General features: G+C 31.1%; 18 protein-coding genes. 15 read left to right on the top strand and 3 right to left on the bottom strand.

Features of this window, described 5'->3' with window-relative positions; translation table 11 throughout:
- Positions 1-58: 58 nt before the first annotated feature.
- Positions 59-2,638: a RyR domain-containing protein gene (locus tag ACZ5N4_RS14740; RefSeq protein WP_464203270.1), complete on the top strand. Its 2,580-nt coding sequence runs from the start codon at positions 59-61 to the stop codon at positions 2,636-2,638.
- A 181-nt stretch (positions 2,639-2,819) separates the two neighbouring features.
- Here the strand turns inward: ACZ5N4_RS14740 and ACZ5N4_RS14735 are convergent, their stop codons facing one another.
- Positions 2,820-4,103, bottom strand: a complete 1,284-nt coding sequence (locus ACZ5N4_RS14735) for a LysM peptidoglycan-binding domain-containing protein (RefSeq protein ID WP_464203269.1) — start codon at positions 4,101-4,103, stop codon at positions 2,820-2,822.
- 748 nt (positions 4,104-4,851) lie between these two features.
- Here ACZ5N4_RS14735 and ACZ5N4_RS14730 point away from each other — a divergent pair.
- Genes ACZ5N4_RS14730 through nadE form a run of 5 tightly spaced genes read left to right on the top strand, consistent with a single transcriptional unit; the run spans position 4,852 to position 9,384 of the window.
- Complete coding sequence (locus ACZ5N4_RS14730) at positions 4,852-5,742, top strand: NUDIX hydrolase (protein ID WP_464203268.1); 891 nt, start codon at positions 4,852-4,854, stop codon at positions 5,740-5,742.
- A 21-nt stretch (positions 5,743-5,763) separates the two neighbouring features.
- Entirely contained in the window at positions 5,764-6,561 is a 798-nt protein-coding gene (locus tag ACZ5N4_RS14725; protein WP_464203267.1) for a ribose-phosphate pyrophosphokinase, read from the top strand.
- 12 nt (positions 6,562-6,573) lie between these two features.
- Positions 6,574-7,122 (top strand): cysteine hydrolase family protein, encoded by a 549-nt coding sequence (locus ACZ5N4_RS14720; RefSeq protein WP_464203266.1) that lies wholly within the window; start codon positions 6,574-6,576, stop codon positions 7,120-7,122.
- Positions 7,123-7,124: 2 nt separating this feature from the next.
- Complete coding sequence (locus tag ACZ5N4_RS14715; RefSeq protein WP_464203265.1) at positions 7,125-8,594, top strand: nicotinate phosphoribosyltransferase; 1,470 nt, start codon at positions 7,125-7,127, stop codon at positions 8,592-8,594.
- A gap of 55 nt (positions 8,595-8,649) precedes the next feature.
- Entirely contained in the window at positions 8,650-9,384 is a 735-nt protein-coding gene (nadE, locus tag ACZ5N4_RS14710; protein ID WP_464203264.1) for an NAD(+) synthase, read from the top strand.
- Positions 9,385-9,530: 146 nt separating this feature from the next.
- Here nadE and ACZ5N4_RS14705 read toward each other — a convergent pair whose 3' ends face one another.
- Positions 9,531-10,454 (bottom strand): hypothetical protein, encoded by a 924-nt coding sequence (locus tag ACZ5N4_RS14705; RefSeq protein ID WP_464203263.1) that lies wholly within the window; start codon positions 10,452-10,454, stop codon positions 9,531-9,533.
- Positions 10,455-10,528: 74 nt separating this feature from the next.
- On the opposite strand from ACZ5N4_RS14705, the gene ACZ5N4_RS14700 reads away from it, so the two are divergent.
- The gene (locus ACZ5N4_RS14700) at positions 10,529-10,648 is read left to right on the top strand and encodes a MerR family transcriptional regulator (RefSeq protein WP_464203262.1); all 120 of its coding nucleotides are present in this window, start codon (positions 10,529-10,531) and stop codon (positions 10,646-10,648) included.
- A 184-nt stretch (positions 10,649-10,832) separates the two neighbouring features.
- Here the strand turns inward: ACZ5N4_RS14700 and ACZ5N4_RS14695 are convergent, their stop codons facing one another.
- On the bottom strand, positions 10,833-11,168 hold the full coding sequence (locus ACZ5N4_RS14695) for a winged helix-turn-helix transcriptional regulator (protein ID WP_464203261.1): 336 nt from the start codon (positions 11,166-11,168) through the stop codon (positions 10,833-10,835).
- Between the two features lie 304 nt (positions 11,169-11,472).
- Here ACZ5N4_RS14695 and ACZ5N4_RS14690 point away from each other — a divergent pair, with 304 nt between their 5' ends.
- The 8 genes from ACZ5N4_RS14690 to ACZ5N4_RS14655 all read left to right on the top strand — a co-directional run bounded on the left by ACZ5N4_RS14690 (position 11,473) and on the right by ACZ5N4_RS14655 (position 19,696).
- Positions 11,473-12,105, top strand: a complete 633-nt coding sequence (locus tag ACZ5N4_RS14690) for a flavodoxin family protein (protein ID WP_464203260.1) — start codon at positions 11,473-11,475, stop codon at positions 12,103-12,105.
- 247 nt (positions 12,106-12,352) lie between these two features.
- Entirely contained in the window at positions 12,353-12,841 is a 489-nt protein-coding gene (locus ACZ5N4_RS14685; protein WP_464203259.1) for a prolyl-tRNA synthetase associated domain-containing protein, read from the top strand.
- Positions 12,842-13,102: 261 nt separating this feature from the next.
- Complete coding sequence (locus ACZ5N4_RS14680) at positions 13,103-14,020, top strand: ketopantoate reductase family protein (RefSeq protein WP_464203258.1); 918 nt, start codon at positions 13,103-13,105, stop codon at positions 14,018-14,020.
- A gap of 464 nt (positions 14,021-14,484) precedes the next feature.
- Positions 14,485-15,411, top strand: coding sequence for a hypothetical protein (locus ACZ5N4_RS14675; RefSeq protein WP_464203257.1), 927 nt, complete (start codon positions 14,485-14,487; stop codon positions 15,409-15,411).
- 151 nt (positions 15,412-15,562) lie between these two features.
- Positions 15,563-16,483, top strand: coding sequence for a DMT family transporter (locus tag ACZ5N4_RS14670; RefSeq protein ID WP_464203256.1), 921 nt, complete (start codon positions 15,563-15,565; stop codon positions 16,481-16,483).
- Positions 16,484-16,865: 382 nt separating this feature from the next.
- Entirely contained in the window at positions 16,866-17,573 is a 708-nt protein-coding gene (locus tag ACZ5N4_RS14665; protein WP_464203255.1) for a response regulator transcription factor, read from the top strand.
- Positions 17,551-19,323 (top strand): sensor histidine kinase, encoded by a 1,773-nt coding sequence (locus ACZ5N4_RS14660; RefSeq protein ID WP_464203254.1) that lies wholly within the window; start codon positions 17,551-17,553, stop codon positions 19,321-19,323. The genes ACZ5N4_RS14665 and ACZ5N4_RS14660 overlap by 23 nt, the downstream gene beginning before the upstream one ends.
- Positions 19,316-19,696 (top strand): helix-turn-helix domain-containing protein, encoded by a 381-nt coding sequence (locus tag ACZ5N4_RS14655; protein WP_464203253.1) that lies wholly within the window; start codon positions 19,316-19,318, stop codon positions 19,694-19,696. The genes ACZ5N4_RS14660 and ACZ5N4_RS14655 overlap by 8 nt, the downstream gene beginning before the upstream one ends.
- Positions 19,697-19,756: the final 60 nt, after the last annotated feature.

Here is a 19,756-nt window from a genome sequence, read left to right as displayed (position 1 = left end):
TCTACTAGTATATAGATAGAATGTATATACTAATATTAATTACAATAGGAGTTTAAATATGGAAAATAAAAATGCAAAAATTATTGTATCAGGTGATATATGTATAAACTTGTTGCAATGGATAACATATCCTCAGAGTAACACCGGTTTAAATTGGCAGACACACTTAAATATGCATAGCACTTTAAAACCAGGAGGAGCTTTGCTCCTATCAAAGCTTGTAGCTTTGGCAACAGGAAATTCTGTACTTTCACCACAGATACATGATATAGAATTAATTCTACCAGGAGAGTTTCTTAGCTCTACTGTGGAGCTAGAACCTTTTCCAATATCCGATGATAACAAAAATAATAAAATTTATAGGATAAACCGTTTTATGGGATTCACAGGTCCAGTGTCTGGTGTACCAAGATTGCTTCCGATTATAAATGATGAACCAAATGCAGACATGATCATATTAGATGATGAAAATAACGGTTTTAACTCTAATAAGGAATTTTGGCCTTTAGCTTTAAAATCCTCTGGAGCATTACCAATAGTTTTATATAAAATGAATAATCCTATTGATTCCAGTGAGCTTTGGAAACATCTACAAAAGTTTCATAATGAAAAGACAATAGTAATTATAAATGGTGATGATTTGCGTTCAAAGGGAGTTAACATAAGCAAAAGTCTCTCTTGGGAAAGAACAGCGCAAGACTTTGTTTGGCAAATTAATAACAATCCTAACCTTGCATTTTTAGCAAATTGTCGTCATCTTATAGTACCTTTTGGACTTGAAGGTGCCATTTATTATAGAAATGAAGGCGTACCTGAAACTAAATTGTATTTCTTACCCTATGAATTTGAAGGAGGCTTTATCAAAGATTGTCAAGGCAAAATGTATGGACTTACCTCCTGCTTTGTTTCAGGACTTGCAAGTGCTATTGTGTCAGGAACTCAAGATAATGAAGAGTTATCTGAATCAATAAGTCTAGGTATACGCCAAGGTATTGTTTCTGCCCAAAAATATTTTATTGAGGGTTTTGGAGAAAATATTGAAGAATCTTCATTTCCAAACCCTTTAATATTTTTTGAAAGTGAAGATGATTTTATACATAAAGAGCATGTACAGGAGGTATTAGTGCCTACTTCACATAACCCTAATTGCCGTGCCTGCTGGTATATTTTAAAGGACAAAAGCTCAACTAATTTGGCGGAGATTGCATATGATATTGTAAAAAATGGAGTAGAAAATGCACTTAGGTTTATACCAATAGCGCGGTTTGGAAGGCTAACAACAGTAGATAAGACCGAAATTGAAAGCTATAGGAGCATTAAAAATCTTATGCTTGAGTATATCTCTACTAAAAACACAGTCCGACCTCTATCTATTGCTGTGTTTGGAACTCCCGGGTCTGGAAAGTCTTTTGGTATACTAGAAGTGGCTAATAGTATTGCTCCAAATTTGATTAAGAAATTAGATTTTAATTTATCGCAATTTCGTACACCATTAGATTTGGTAAATGCCTTTCATAAAGTAAGAGACTTTGTACTAGAAGGGAAAATTCCTCTAGTATTTTTTGATGAATTTGATTCTTCTCTTGAAGGAAAGCTCGGGTGGTTAAAATATTTCCTAGCACCTATGCAGGATGGTGTGTTTAGAGAAGGGGATTCTATTCATCCTATTGGAAAAGCTATTTTTGTATTTGCAGGTGGGACAAGCAGTACTTTTAAAGAGTTTTGTGGAGAAGACTTTGAAGATGAAAAAGAACAAAGACAGTTTTTGCTTGAGTTTAAAAGTGCAAAAGGTCCGGATTTTGTAAGTCGTCTAAGAGGATACGTAAATATTCTTGGGCCAAACCAAACGGATGAGAAGTGGGACCATTTATTTATGATTAGGAGGGCAATGCTGCTACGTTCACTATTGGAACGTAAAGTGCCTCATCTTATAAATGATAAGGGAGAGGCTCAAATTGATAATGGTGTACTTCGAGCACTACTTAAAATCAGAAGATATAAACATGAGTCTAGATCCGTGGAGGCAATATTGGAAATGAGTATGTTAACCAATGCAAAAAAATGGGAACAATCTCACTTACCTTCTAAAGAACAGTTAAGATTGCATGTAGATGAAGAACAATTTTTAAGACACTTAATGCATGATGCCTTCTATAGTGAAAAGATTGAAAGTCTTGCAGAAGCTATTCATGAAAAATATAGAGTAATTAATGAAAATAATAAAAATATGGATGGAGACTTTATAGTACCATGGCAGGAGCTTAGTGAAGAACTTAAAATTCTCAACCGTGATCAAGCTAAAAATATTCCTAATGCACTACTTAAAATTAATTACGATATTGTTTCTGTTAAAGAAAGGCCAGAGTTTATAGAATTTACAATGAAAGAGCTAGATATATTGGCTGAAAATGAACATATGCGATGGTATCGTCATAAAAAAAAGGTTGGCTGGAGGTTCGGCAAGTTTAAAGATAACAAGAAAAAAACTGATCCCGCACTTGTACCCTGGAACTATTTGCCGGAAGAGAAGAAAAATAAAGTGTATCAAATGATTAAGATTTGGCCAGAAATATTAGCAAAATCAAATTTTAAGATAGAACGACTAAAATTTGTCTGCTATTGCGAGAATAAGCTTTAATGAGAATGCGAAGTTATTAGAATACTATGTTGAAAGTTTATTTCCATATAGCATTATATGATGGTTATAGTTATTATTTTCTTAATCTATTATTTAGTTAAATTACTCAAACATGATACTAATAAAAGTATTATGTTTGAGTAATTTAAAAAATTTTATATCACAAGATGATTTCTATAATTTATCGTTTCACTACATTAAAATTATCTTCTATTAACAACCAGTTTTGTGGGAAAGGAAGACCTAATTTCCAATAGCTAACTCCTCGTAAATTTAGTTCTTTTACAAGGTTAAACTTTGCTTGAATTGAGCGCGCATCTTCAAACCATACTATATGCTGTTTTCCTTGGCTATCGGTATAATTGAAAAAAGGAGCTTGTGCTGTATAGTCATAGCTAATTGGCACATTATTTTCTGCCGCTATTTCAATGGCACGCTGAGGGCTCACTGCCTTTGCAGTACTTCCAGGTACAAAAGGAAGCGTCCAATCATATCCGTACAAGTTTTGACCCATCATAATTTTAGAAGCAGGTATTTCCGTTAAAGCATATTCAATTACTTGTCTTACGGGACCTATTGGTGATACAGCCATTGGCGGGCCACCACTATATCCCCACTCATAAGTCATTAAGACAACAAAATCTGCAATTTCACCATGAGCTCTATAGTCATGGGCTTCATACAATAAGCCTACCTGAGTGGCGCTTGTTTTTGGTGCCAAAGCTGTAGACATCAGCAAACCTTCTGGAGAGAACCTTGCTTTTGCTTTCCTCAAAAAGTTATTATAGTTTTCCCTTAATTCAGGAGGCAAAAACTCCAGATCAAAATGTATATCGCTAAAACCATATTGTTTTGCTGTTGCGACGATATTATTAAGCAGACGATTTTGTACTTCTGTATCTGTCAAAATGATTCTCCCGAGCTCCGTGCTGAATTGCCCTTTTTCAAGGTTAGTAACTACCATCATTAAGGCTGCATTATTCGCTTTGGCGATGGCTGGAAAATTACCTAATGGAGGAGCTTCTAATGTTCCATCTCTTTGAACCCTGAAGCTAAATGGTGCCAGATATGTCAAAAATGGTGCTGCACTTCGAGCTGCCTGTTCTAATTCAGGAGCTATTGTTCCAGCTATTGGTTCAACATATGCATTTATTTCTGCCGTTGTTTTAGGTCGTGGAGGAATATACAATCTTAATCCAATTTGCAGTGGCTGAGCAACTGAAATCCCATTAATCTGTGCAAGTGTTTGATAGCTTATTCCAAAACTGCGTGCAATGCTGTACAAACTATCTCCAGGTTGCACCCAATAGAAACTTCCCACAATAGGAATTACCAATGCCTGACCTACCACTAATTGATTAGGGTTTGGAATTTCATTAGCTGCAACAATTGCTGAAACTGTGGAATTATATGCTTGAGCTATTCCAAATATTGATTGCCCTGGTTGAACAACGTGAATCTGCATAATATCTCCTTCTTATAAAACTTATCCAATATCATTATATGAGCTAGAAGGAGAAGTGTACTAATGTATCAATTAATTTTGTACAGCTTACTGGAAATAGTAATGAATTTTACGGTATTTTCGCGTTGTAATTTAAACTTGTACAAAAGAGAAAAGTAATGCAATTAATAATACTGAAACAGTGAGCAAATATAAAACCACAGGTTAGTGAAACATAATTGAAATTTAACGCTTAAGTCTAGATTTAAAGACTTTAAAGAATACCCATAAGGTAAATGTTGATTTACCAACTAAATATGTAATACCTAATATAAACAATATTAAATGGTGATGGAAATTATATGAACTAAAAATATTAAAAAAACTCAAATTAATCACCTCATAATACATTTAAAGTTATTTTATGTATATAAAGTGACATAATACAAGGTTAATTATGGAATTGTTTTATTACATAGTAAAAAATTCAAGTTGACAATTTTAATATTATGTAAACTAATGAAAAAGTAAACCATAATAATTAAAATATTTTAAAAAACAAACTATAAGATATTGAACGATAAATAAAAAAAATATAATAGTTGCAATTAATATAAAAGCAAATCGTGATGAATATGAAATAAATAATTATTAATAATTGTAAGAAAATTTAAAATATCTATTGACATATAGTGGAATAAGTTGTATTATAAACACATAATATCAAATTGATAATATCTAAACTATAATAAGTAGAGGAGAAAATATTTTGGATAAAAATTTTATAGATAATGAAGAGGAATTCTTAAAAAATTATGATGAGAATGATTACAAGAGGCTGAGTGTTACAAATGATATCATAATATTTACAACTGCTGATAGGGATGAAGATAATCTTCGAAAGGTGCCTAAAAAAGGTATGCAGGTTATTTTAATTAAAAGAGATGACTATCCATATAAAGAAAAGTGGGCGCTTCCAGGTGGCTTTATTGATATAAAAGAAAGCTTAGATGAGGGGGCTAAGAGAAAACTTAAGGAAAAGACAGGAATAGATAATGTTTATACCGAGCAGTTATATACTTTTGGAGATGTTGATAGGGACAAAAGAACAAGGATTATTAGTGTAGGAAACATTGCTTTAGTTGAAAAGAGCAGGATAAGGTTTGAAGAAGTAGATTTACAAAAGAGAAGTGAATGGTTTTGGATAGATAAGACTCTTATTAGTTCTGAAAGATATGAACAATATGTAGAAAACAAACATCTTTTAACTCTTAAATCCATTGATGAAAGAGTAATAATAAATTATGAAGTAACAGAAAGAATTGGAAGAGATATTTTTAGAAGAGAGGAAACGACTTATAGGTTATTAGATAACTCTACAGAGGAATTGGCTTTTGATCACTATAAGATATTAGATTATGGAATAGATAGATTAAGAAATAAGGTGGAATATACGCCAATTGCCTTTAATCTTTTGCCAAGAGTATTTACTGTAAAGGAACTGCAGAATGTCTATGAAGCAATAATGGGAAGAGAAATTTTAAACTTCAGAAGAAAAATGGGTGAAATGATTATAGAAACCGATGAAAAGATAGAGGGTAAACCTTTTAGACCAGCTAAGGTGTTTAAGTTTAATGAAAACTGGGAGCATAATTTTTAAAAAAGAAGAGGATGGTATAAAATGATTTATTTTAATGGTGAGAGAATAGAGTTTAAGAAATTTCCTAATGGTGAATCTTTAATTAATAGTGAAAACTTAAAGTTAAGAAGTGATGATAATGAAATTAGGCTTAACTTTGAAAATGACGAAGATATAACTCACTTAATATTTTTAAAAAGTCATTTGGATGAATTAAGAGTAAAATGTAATCTAATACTTCCTTATATGCCTTACAGCAGAATGGATAGAACTGAGGGCATGGTGATTTTTACACTAAAGCATTTGTGCAAGCTAATAAATAGTTTAAACTTCGAAAGCGTAACGATTTATGAGCCGCATTCAGAGGTATCCACCGCATTATTAGATAGAGTTAAGGTGGTAGATATGTCTAAAACTTTAGCAGAGAAGCTATTAAAAGAATTGAATGACGGAAAAGAAGAGGTATATTTAGTCTATCCAGATGCAGGTGCAGCAAAGAGATATGGAAAAGAAATATGCTATGAAAAAACTCTAACTGCTAGCAAAGAGCGTGATTTTAGAACAGGACGTATAAATAAATTACAGATTAATGGGCATATGGAAAGAAAAGACTTTAAGGCTATCATAGTGGATGATTTATGTTCAAAGGGTGGCACTTTTATGCTGACAGCTTCTAAGCTAAAGGATATGGGGGCAACAGAAATATATCTGGCAGTCACTCACTGCGAAAATACAGTTTTTCAAGGGGATTTATTAAAGGATGATTTAATTACAGGGATATATACAACCAATAGTATTTTAAATAGAAGGCATGAAAAAATTAAGGTCTACGAAATTTAAGGGGGATTTATTATGAAAAAACTGTTAGTAGTTATTGATTACCAAAAGGACTTTGTAGATGGAACACTTGGATTTGAAAAAGCAAAAACATTAGAGCAAGGTATATATGATAAGGTTAATAAATATCTAGAAAATGGGGATAAGGTACTGTTTACCTATGATACTCATCACGAAGATTATTTACAAACTAGGGAAGGTAAAAATTTGCCCGTTTCCCATTGTATCAAAGACACCAATGGCCATAAGCTGTATGAGAAAATAAAGGATTTTTCAACTTTAGAAAATACACTTCATTATGAAAAAGAAGGCTTTGGAATATCCAACGAAGATATGCTTCGACTAGCAAGTGAACTAGGAGAGGATATTAAGGAAATTGAGTTAGTTGGAGTTGTCACTAATATATGTGTAATTAGCAATATGGTAATGTTCCAATCACAATACAGAAATGCTGATATTATAGTGGATGCAAGTCTTTGTGCCAGCTTTGATGATGCACTGCATGAAAAGGCATTAGATGTAATGGAAGGTCTGCAGGTAAAAGTAATCAATAGGGGGAACTAATAATGATAAACCCATTTTTATTAACGGATTTTTATAAAACAATTCATCATATATGCTATGCAAAGGGAATGACTAAGTTAGTGAGTTACTGGACTCCCAGGATGTCTCGAAAAGAAAATATGGATAAGGTTGTTATGTTTGGACTTCAACCTTTTGTAAAGAAATATTTAATTCAATACTTTAATGAAAACTTCTTCCATAAAGATAAAGAAGGAGTGATTTCTGAGTATAAAAGAATCATTTCTAAAACTATGGGGAATATAGCATCAGATACAAAGCATATTGAAGCTTTGCACGACTTAGGGTATTTACCAATACAAATTAAAGCTGTAGAAGAGGGCTTAAGAGTAAATATTAAAACTCCAATGATTGAAATTACAAATACCCATGAGGATTTTGCGTGGCTTGTGAATTATTTAGAAACCTTTATGAGCTGTAATATATGGCAGCCAATGACAAGTGCCACTATAGCATATAGGTACAGAGAAATAATAGAAAAGTACTTTAATCTTACTGTAGAAAACGGGGATATAAGAAAAGCTTGTGGAGATTTTAGTATGAGGGGTTTTAGTTCTATAGAAAGTGCAGAGCTAAGTGGTGCAGCACATTTACTTTCCTTTCTAGGAACTGCAACAATACCTGCCATTAGCTATTTAGAGGAATATTATAATTGTAATATAGAAGAGGAACTAGTTGGATTAGGAACTCCTTCTACAGAACACAGTGTAATGTGCAGTTACGGTGAAGATGAATTTGCGGCCTATAAGAGATTGATCACTGAGGTATTTCCAAGCGGAGTTTTGAGCATAGTATCTGACACCTATGACTATTGGAATGTTATAACGAATATAATTCCGAGATTGAAAGAAGATATATTAAATAGAGATGGCAAAATTGTTATTAGAGGCGATAGTGGAGATCCTGTAAAAATAATTTGTGGTGATAAAGATGCAGCAAAAGACAGCGAAGAATATAAGGGAACTGTTGAATTGCTGTGGGATATATTTGGTGGAGAAATCAACTCAAAAGGATATAAGATTCTAAATAGTAAAATAGGGACAATTTACGGAGACAGTATAACTGTAGAAAGATGTGAACAGATTTGCAGGAGGTTAGAGGAAAAGGGCTTTGCAGTAAATAACTGTGTCTTTGGTATAGGTTCATACACCTATCAATACAATACTAGAGATACTTTTGGATTTGCTTTAAAGGCTACTCATGCAGTAATAGATGGTGAAGAAAAGTTTATATTTAAAGCACCTAAAACAGATAAAGATAATTTTAAAAAGTCGCAAAAGGGAATGTGTTATGTATATAGAGAGGGACAAAATATTTTATACAAAGATGAATTGACTTTAAAAAATCAAGCAGAGTATAAGGATAATCTATTAGAAGTTGTATTTAAGGATGGTGAGTTGATAAAAGATTACTCATTATCAGAAATAAGAACTAGGCTTCATGGGAGATTTTAGTAATATTTTAGAATAAGATGGAAAATTATTTTCCCTTTTAATTGGAGGTATAAAAATGAAAAAAGATTTTAATGCAGAAAAGGAATGTGAAAATATTATAAATTGGATTAGAGAATACTTTAAAAACCAGCCTAGTGCTAAGGGAGCGATTATTGGAATTAGCGGTGGAAAGGACAGCTTTGTAACAGCCAAATTATTAGCTGAAGCTTTAGGAAAAGAAAGAGTATTTGGTGTTTTAATGCCAAATGGAGAGCAGAAGGATATATCTGACAGCTTAAGGATTGTAGATATTCTTGAGATTAATCATAAAATAGTTAATATAGAAAAAGCTTACAATGGGTTATTAGAGGGTATTGCAGATGAAAAGTTATCTATTGATGCTAAAATCAATATTCCTCCGAGACTGAGAATGACTACCTTATATGCAATTGGAACTAGTATGAACTATAGGGTATGTGGTACCGGGAATAAGTCAGAAGGCTTTGTAGGATATACAACAAAATGGGGCGATAACGCCTTTGACTTTAATCCTATAGGAGACCTAACTACTGAAGAGGTTGTATCAGTGGGGGACTTTTTAGGATTACCTTATGAATTGGTTCATAAAACTCCAAGTGACGGGTTAAGCGGAAAATCTGATGAGGAGAAGCTAGGTTTTTCCTATAAACAAATTAATGAATATATAGAAAATGGTAGCTGTGGGGATAAAGAAATCGATGAAAAAATTAGATTGAAGCATGAGTATAACAAGCACAAGAGGAACTTGCCGCCAAAGTATGAGAGAGCATGAAATCATAAGCTGACTCGTTATTTTTTAGATATCTATAATTAAGAGAAACATTTATATAGTGATTCCTTTTAAGAAGTCTAAAAGCCACTGCTTAATAACACTAAGCAGTGGCCTAAAATTTTCATTGATAACAAAAGAACCTTTAACTAAACATTTTCATTAATATTCAAACGTCTTATTAAATGATAATTACTTTCAACATAAGATATAGCACGAGCTGAATGGTATACTCTATCGTATCCATTTAATAATGTTGATTCATATAAAATATAGTTTCCATAAGCATCTCTGTCTTGATATATCATTATGTGGCCTGTACTATTCCATGCATCACCGAATTTAATATTTACTACAGATATTTTATAGGATATTGCTGGATCATCTAACATGATTGTATTGCGCTTAGAATCATTTAACTCCCAACATCTTTGAACATATCCAGAACAATCCACCCCAGCTATTATAGAATACACTTTTTTTGTACTAATATTTCCAGCGGTTTTACCCTGTGAAATTTTAGTTGCAAATCCAGTAAGTGAATCCCAACCTCCCCAGTTGTAAGGAACACGTTGGTAGTTTACGTCGTAATTAGTGATATATCTTGGACGGACTGATTTTTGATAAGTTGAATAATTATTTAATGAGCAATGCCAGGTACATGTGTAGTAAGATTCAGCTGTTTGCTGAATAAGTGAACGATCAATAGGGTTAAGTGTCAATAGGGTTGTTTTGTTTGGCATTAATAAATCATTAAATTTTAAGCTTTGTTTTTCTAATGCAGACTTAAAAATATCAGGAGATAAAAGTTCTAATTTTTCCATTTTGCAATAGGTTTTCCGACAATTCAAATGATATATAGAATTATCCTTTATTTTTACATCATTTTGAATATATTTATATTTTTTTGGCAATGCAGAAATGCCTATAACATTATCATTTATATCTATCTTTTTTATCAATTGTTCAAAGATAATATTATTGTTTATATCAACTTCAATTTCATGGGTTTTGACAATAAAACAGCCATCTATTTCCCTAAGGTAAACTGCTACTTCAATCCAATACTCCACTGTATCGCCAGAGGTTAAATTAAATATTATAATAGGAGATGTAATTTAAGTTAATACAGATAAGGAGGCATTAAATGAGAATTTATAGTACTTCTAAAATTGCAAAAATTGTAAAAGTACATCCAAATACAGTTATATTATATGAGAAGTGGAGATATATAGAGTCGGTTAAAAGAAAAGCAAATGGATATTGAATTTACACAGAAAGATATTTAGAGCAAATGAAAATAGCAAGAATAGAATTAAGCTGTGAAATAATTAAAGGTGATATAAGAAAAAAAGCTGTTAATATTATAGAAACCACAGCTTAAGGGGATTTAGAAAAAGCTCTAGAAAGTAGTAAAGAATATTTATAACATATTATCTAGAACCATTTTCTTATTTATTCAATATATCAGAAAAGTGATTTTTGGACCATTCTTCAATTATTTTTAATGCAGGAACTAATTCTTTGCCTTTTTCAGTTAATGAATATTCAACTCTTGGAGGTATTTCTGCGTATATATGTTTAATTATTATTCCATCAACTTCAAGCTGTTTTAGAGATTCGCTTAATACTTTTTGACTTACACCATAAGTAATTCTCTGTAACTCCAGAAATCTCTTTGGACCATCAGATAAGTGACAAAGTATTACAGCTTTCCATTTACCTCTTATTATTTCAAACCCCAAATCTAAAGCACATATGTATGATTTACCTTTATGTTCTATCAAAATAAGATCACCTACTTTAACGTATATTTCATACATGATTATAATATAAAAAATAAAAATTAAAAATAGAATTTACAAGCAATGCAGAAAAATATTTTATTGATTTATTTTTAAAGGTATAGAGTAAATCACAATTCCTACTTTAAAGTAAGTTATCTAACTTTAAAGTGCCTACTTGCTGCAAAGAACTGTGTTGAATATACTATATTTAGTGCCGAACAATAAAGGTATTTAAAGCAAAAATAAGTCAGTGAAAGGATTTTTATAATCTTATCACTAGATATATAAAGGAGAGATGAGCTAAATGAAAGTAGTTGCATTTAATGGAAGTCCTAAAGAGAAAGGAAATACATTCCATGGGATAAAAATGGTTGCTGAGGAGCTAGAAAAAGAAGGCATAGAAGTTGAGATTATTCATGTAGGTAATAAGGCTATAAGAGGCTGCCTTGCTTGTAATGGCTGCGTAAGAAATCAAGATGAAAAATGTGTGATTAAGGATGAAGTGAATGAATGGATTCAAAAAATGAAAGAGGCGGATGGTATAATACTTGGATCTCCAGTTCATTATTCAGCCATAGGAGGAACAATGAAATCATTTTTGGATAGAGCTTTTTATGTTACAAGTGTAAACAAATCTATGCTAAGACATAAGGTGGGAGCTGCAGTTGTTGCTGTGAGACGTTCAGGCGGTGTTCCTACCTTTGAACAATTGAACAATTATATTAATTATTCTGAAATGCTTATGCCAACTTCAAACTATTGGAATGTAATACATGGAACAGCTCCAGGAGAAGCTAAAGAAGATGAAGAAGGTACACAAATAATGAGAGTCCTTGGCAAAAATATGGCTTGGCTTATGAAATTGGTTGAGCTTGGAAAAGGAAAAATTGAAGAGCCTGAAAAAGAAGGCAAAGTATTCACAAACTTTATTCGTTAAATTAGTAAATAGATCGTCAAAATAATGGCGGTCTTTTTTTACGATTAAAGATAATAAAGAAGGTCTTTTTTAACAAATGTCGAACATATTTAATATGGCTTTATCATTTTGTTAAAGGGAAGAGCTGTTATGATATCATTTAATAACATTTTTGAATAAAATTACTGAAGTTGCTCAGAAAGTATTGTTATTTTAGATAATAATGGAAAAACTAAAGAGTGAAACTTAAATTAGGAGGTAAATATTAATGAGCGCACAAGAAAAAGTTTTTGAAAAGTTAAAGGAGTTAAATGTTAAGTATGAGGTGATGAACCATCCTGCTGTTTTTACAATAGAGGAGATGGATGCTTTAAACATTACTGAACAGGGAGATGTATGTAAGAATTTATTTCTTAGAGATGAAAAGGGTAAAAGACATTTCCTTGTAGTTTTAGATAAAGACAAGAAGGCTGATTTAAAAGATATTCAAAAGCAGCTTGGCAGCACAAGACTTAGTTTTGCATCTGCAGAGAGGCTTGATAAATATTTGAAACTTCAAAAAGGAGAAGTAACACCACTTGGAGTAATAAATGATGAAGAAGGCTCTGTAGAAGTAGTATTTGACAATGATTTAATAGGAAAAACAAAGTTAGGCGTTCATCCTAACGACAATACTGCAACAGTTTGGATTTCCTTTGAGGATTTAAAAAAAGTAATAGATCATAATGGAAATAAAATTAAATATTTAAACATTTAAAACTGATTAGAGTTATAGCATAAAAATAAATTTATTTGATTTTAAAGCAAATAATGCTCTTCTTTCCCGCTCAATGATATTTGAGCTTAAAACTTTAACTGATGAAGATGTTCCTTATAGGAAATGTTGATATAATGGCCCTAATCATAGCAACCAGTGCTATGATTAGGGCTGCTTGAATGCAGAAATACTTATCGCAGGTAGCTATTTATGCTGCTTGTACTCTTAAATAACATTAATACTAGAGGAAAGGAGATAGTTATGAAATATTTAATCATTGGAACAGGTGGTATAGGTGGTTCAATTGGAGGTTTCTTAGCTTCGAATAATAATGATGTAGACTTTATTGCTAGAGGAGAAAATCTTGAGCATATAAAAAAACATGGACTGAAGATTAAATCTGGAATTAAGGGTGAGTTAAATCTGTCCAAGATAAGGGCATTTTCAAGCGAAGAGTATGTAGATAAAGCTGATGTAATTTTTATTTGTGTGAAAAGCTATTCCATCAATGATATTATTCCTATTATAAAGAATGTTTCACATGAGAATAGTCTTGTAATTCCTTTAATGAACGGCTATGGTATAGGAGAGAGAATAAGCAATAGTCTAAATGGCGTAAAGGTTATTGATGGTTGCATTTATATATCAGCATTTATTGATGCACCTGGATCAATTATTCAACTTGGAAGTTTGTTTAAAATAGTTTTCGGTACAAGAAAAGGCATACAAATTGACTCAAATATATTAAATGATATTAAAAATACATTAGTTGACTGTAGCATAAATACAATTTTGTCAGAGAAAATTGAGGCTGATACCTTCCAGAAGTTTTCTTTTGTTTCTCCATGTGCTGCTTGTGGAGCATATTATGATATAACAGTAGAAGCAATGCAAGAGGATGGTGAGTACAGAGAGACATTTAAAGAGCTTTGTGAAGAGATAAAACAAATAGGTAATAAACTTGAGTTAAATTTTGATGTTGATATAACAGAAGCTAGTTTAAAAGTTTTAGATTCATTGACTCCTGATACCACATCATCAATGCAAAAGGATATAAAAGCAGGTAGAAAAGCAGAAATAGATGGATTGATATTTGATGTAGTAAGATTAGCAAACAATTTGGGAATGGAAATTCCTATTTATTATAAAATTGCAAAACATTTTGGTTACGCACTATGATACATTTTTCAAATTAAATGTGCAATAGAAGTAGTGAAAGTTATATAGATTATACTTTTAATGGAATAATTAGATGGAAAAGATAAATCTCAAAATAAGACTAGCTTAGTATATTTATCCGATGACTACCCGCTCTAATACTCCCTCGCACTCTGTGAAAGCGATTCGCACCAAATCAGAGATTTGGGCTCTCTGCTTTTCTCAAAGTGGGAGTAAAGAGCGGCTACGTCCCTGGATAACGATTTCTAAGCATCAGATGGAGGTTAAATGCCTAAATGGCATTTAACGGGCAGAATTGCCCAGTGGTCGCAGACAAACTCCATCTGATGCCAAGAACTCTGTTTATATTAAGTTAGTTTTTTATTTTTCTAAAGCTTAGACTTATAATTTTATAGTGTTTTTATAGGTATTATGGTTTATAATGGAAATAGATTGCCAAAAATTGAAATGCGGAGGGGACAAGATTGAATACTAATATGCTTAAAAATATAAAACAATTATTGCTACTAACAGTATCAATGGTAATTACATGGATTATTGTATCAGGAATATTACAAAGAGCACTAGGGCTAAGCAGCGGTAAAAATGAAGGACATAAGCAAGCTGTTATCGCACTGGGATATTTATTTCTCCTATGCTTTCTAAATTCTATAATAATCATTTGGTATACGAAAAGAAGTATATTTTCAGGTAAAAAGCTTTTATTATCAGTTTTTACAATTGTGTTTGGAGTTATGTTTTTCATGACTCAAATAGAAACTATATATTTTAATTATGCCATAAAGATGCCTAGTCAGCTTATATTTAGTACTTTATTTACCGGTGCAGTTGTAGCAATAGTAGCTTCAATAGTGTCAGTAAAGATAAAAGAAGAAAGCAATAAATTTAAAAATAGAATTCCAAAATATGAATCTCAAAAACTACCTTTGAATATTCTCATTCTTGCATTAATATATCTAATATTTTACTTTATCTTTGGATATTTTATTGCTTGGCAATTTCCACTTCTTAGAGAATACTATACAGGATCACAAAAAATCCTTCCATTTATCCTTCATATGAAAAATCAACTGTCCACAGATCCTTGGCTAGTGTTATTTCAAATAGTTCGTGGTGTTCTTTGGGCTTTAATTGGATGTTTAGCGATAAGAAGTGTAGCTGTAAAGAAAGGTATAGAAAAGTATCTATTAGTTGGATTTATTTTAAGTGTTGGACTATGTACACCTTTACTTTTGCCAAACGATTTTATGCCGAGCTCAGTTAGATTTGGTCATTTTTTTGAATTGTTAATAGAAAACTTTTTATTTGGAACAGTATCAGTATACTTCCTTGGTAAAGAGCGCAATAATATTTATAAGCAAATATTTTATACAAGTAAACATTTAATTTGAAGAGTATAGATTACAATATATTTCAAGTCACTGCTAAATTTAAATATAATTATTATTAAAAGTATGCCCGCATTGGAAAATATCAGTTATAATTTAATTGGAGATTTATATCGTGCAATTTCTACTATATATTATAAAGCGGGTGAAGTGAATGTCAAAATATGATAAAAAAGCTGTTATTTCTACATTGTCACTAGCCTTTGTGACAATGTTTTGGGGTACGAGCTATGCAATTGTAAAGGATAGCCTAAATAGTATAAAGCCATTTCAATTAATGACTTTAAGATTTGTATGGTCAACAATTATTTTGTCTCTTATATTTTGTAAAAGGTTAAAAAATATAAGAAAAAAAGATATATATCAAGGATTAATAATTGGAATGTTTTTATTTAGTGCCTTTTTTGCGTTGATAACAGGTATAATATATACCACTGCGTCAAAACAATCTTTTTTGGTTGGTGCATATGTAATAGTAGTTCCTTTTTTAGCTTGGGCTATAAATAAAAGAGTTCCAGACAACTACGAAATTATTGGGGCCTTTATAGCAACAATAGGCATTGGATTATTAACCTTAAATGGATCACTTAATATAAATAAAGGGGACGTAATATCCATTTTTTGCTCAATATCTTTTGCATGTCATATGATAGCTATAGAATATTTTAAGAAAGATTCTGACCCTATAATCTCAACAATAATACAGTTTGCTGTGACAGCTTTATTGTTTGTTATACTAACAGGAATATTTGAATCCTATACAATAAATATGACACCCAAAATGTCAAAGTCCATAGCATATCTTGTTATTGCAACTACTGTTATACCTTTTTTAGTGCAAAACATTGCGCAGAAATATATATCCTCTACCAGCACTGCCCTTATATTCACATTAGAATCTGCATTCGGAGGAATTTTTGCTATATTTTTCTTAAATGAAACAATGACTTTTCGAATGATAGTAGGTAGTGTAGTTATTTTTATAGGCATTATTATAGAGGAAACAAAGTTGAACTTTCTTAAAAAATTTAAAGTAAATAGTTACTCTACATCTTCAGATAGTGAGAGTGTATAAGCGATCTATAGATAGATGCCGTACTGATAATACAGTACGGCTTTTAATTTGTAAGAAATTCTTAATAATTTTGTAAGCTATTTCGTAATTTTTACCTTGTAAAATTATACCTATAGATAAGATTTCCAAAGGATTTCTGTAAGGTTAGGCATCTGAAAGAAAATAGCAAGTCAAAGATGCGACGGATATTTTGTATCAGGCAAGGAGGCAGGTTCCGCAGATAGTTGACTCTATCTAAGGGTTCTGCCGACGAAGTATGACACAAAATAGACTAGCATACTGACTAGTTATTTTTTTGAAGATGCCATAAGTTAAAAAGGAGGAAAAAGTATATGTTTACACGAATACTGAAAAAAGAAAAATTTTCAATATGGAGGACATTATGGATAAGCAAAAGGTATTAATAGTAGATGATGAAAAAGAAATAAGAGATGCTATCGAAATTTATTTAAAAGGCAGTGATATAGATGTGCTTAAAGCAGGCGATGGACTGGAAGCGTTAGATATATTGGAAAAGGAAAATATACATCTAATAATACTAGATATAATGATGCCTAAGCTCGATGGTATAAGAACCTGTTTAAAGATAAGAGAAAACAAAAACATACCAGTAATAATGCTGTCAGCAAAAAGTGAAGATGCAGATAAAATATTAGGATTAAATATTGGTGCTGATGATTATATAACTAAACCTTTTAATCCCTTAGAGTTAGTAGCTAGAGTGAAATCACAGCTTAGAAGATTTCTTCTACTAGGGGATGCCAATGTTGACTTACAAGTTCCAAATGAGGATGAAATAGAAATAAGGGGATTAAACATAAACAAGGCCTCTAATGTTGTAAAAGTAGACGGAGAAGAAATCAAGTTGACTCCCTTAGAATTTAAGATAGTACTGCTATTTGCAGAAAATGCTGGTAGAGTTTTATCTATTAAGCAAATATATGAAAACGCATGGAATGAACCTTTTTATAAAAGTGAAAACACTGTAACAGTGCATATAAGAAGAATCAGAGAAAAGCTTGAAATAAATCCTAAAGAACCGAAATACATAAAGGTGGTGTGGGGTATTGGATACAAAATTGATAAATAAATTCAAAAATCTTAAAAGTATTCTTATTGGAAGCTTGTTAAGGCAGATAATTATAATGGTGATTTTAACAATTTTGGCGGTAATATTTACTATAGATTTGATTGTAAATAATGGTTTAGTGAGAATAACAAACAATGAAACTGTATTAAAACAGCATTTAATCGAAGATTCATTTCCATTAAGTCAAAAGCTATACTGTACTACAGATTATTTAGAAAAATTAAAAAATGGAGAAGTTAAGCAAATTGATATAGAAAGGGACTTTAAAGATTTCAAAGTAAAGTTTGCAATAATAGACAATAAAAATGGAAAAGTATATACAAACTTTCATAAGGTTGCAGACTTAAAAGATCCCTTTAATGAATATATAAAACAAAATTCATACTATTACTATAAAGCAGATAATGAAGTGAATTATACGCCTCTTATAGAGAGGGACTTAGATCGTAGAGAATTTCTGAAGTCAGGAAAATATTTTACTGAATATTACTGGTACGATAAAACAGGCATTAATACGGCAGTAGATACATGGGCTACTGTGCTTGGTCCTAGTTATAAATCCCTAATAGAACTTATCTTTGTTTTTGGTTGGCTAATTGTTACTACAGTATTTATTATAAGAAAAGTAGAATGGATAAAAACTGTTGGAAAAGAAAATGCAAAAAGAGAACTTAAAAAATCACGCTTGTATTTTATAATACCAAAAGCCAAGGAGTTGTATTACAATTGGGGAATTTGTGAAAAGACTATTACATTATCTACTATAGCTATTATACTAATGATTATATTTGTATTTTTGATAGATTATATGAGCTATTATAAATGCATTGGCTTTATCATACTCTATATAGCTTATATTTTAGGTTGTTTGTTAACACTGATTAGGGATGTAAAATATTTTAGACTAATCTCAAAGGGTACAGAAGAAATTGCTAAAGGCAATTTTAATTTATATCTAGATACGAAAGGTAATAGAGATCTCTCTAATTTGGCGGAAAATATTAATTCAATAAAAATAGGTTATAAAAAGGCACTAGAGGAACATGTAAAAAATGAGCGTCTAAAATCAGAATTAATATCAAATGTATCACATGATTTAAAAACACCTTTGACATCAATAATAACTTATGTAGATCTTTTAAAAAGAGAGGATTCAACAGAAGAGGAAAAAGAAGACTATATTAAAATTCTAGATTCTAAGGCTAAAAAATTAAAAGTTCTTATTGAGGATTTATTTGAAGTTTCTAAAATTAACAGCGGAAAATTGGAGTTAGCTAAAGAAAAGGTAGATATTGTAGATTTAATTTATCAAGTACTGGGAGAGTGCTCAAATTGTTATGAAGAAAAACATATTGATTTTAAATTAAAAAGCTTTGCAAGTGAAGTTGTATTAAATCTAGATGGAAAACAAATATCAAGGGTAATTGAAAATGTTGTTTCTAATGCTTTAAAATATTCAATGGAAAATACTAGAGTATATATAAATATTGAAAATAAAGCTAATGAAGTAATTATATCCTTTAAAAATATAGCAGCCTATGAAATGAACTTTGATGTTGAAGAAATATTTGAACGTTTTAAGAGAGGGGACGAATCAAGAAATTCAGAAGTTGAAGGTTCCGGATTAGGCCTTGCAATTTCAAAAAGCATTATAGAGCTGCACGATGGTAAAATGTATATAGAAAAAGAGGGAGACCTATTTAAGGTGTTTATAGTGCTGAAAATGCAGGGAGGTGATATTGATGAATAAAAATTTAAAATATGCTTTAGGAGTTTTATTCACGGTTTTAATAATATCGAACGTAAGTACTGTTTATTTATTAAACAGCCAATATGAAAAGTTAAATTCTCTAGAACATAAAATAGATTTAATTATGAGTAATACTAATACACTAAACAACAAAATTTCAAATGAAATGCTAGCTTTAAAAGAACAGCAAAAGGATATAATGACACCTACAGAGCTAGCGAATTATTTAAAAGTAGATATTAAATTAATCTATAGCTCTATTATTGATAATCCAGATTCAAAATTTCCTTGTATAAAAACGAATGGTGAAATACGCTTTAGTAAAAAGGCCATAGATGAATATATGTTGAGCGGAAATAAAGCTCTAGAATAACCTACGATAATTAGTTCCATAGTAAATAAGCAATTTACATCTCAGAATTTTTTCACCTTA

This window comes from Clostridium nitrophenolicum (assembly GCF_055391695.1).
The sequence above is the reverse complement of the archived record's forward strand: the minus strand, read 5'-3'. Positions and strand labels throughout refer to the sequence as shown.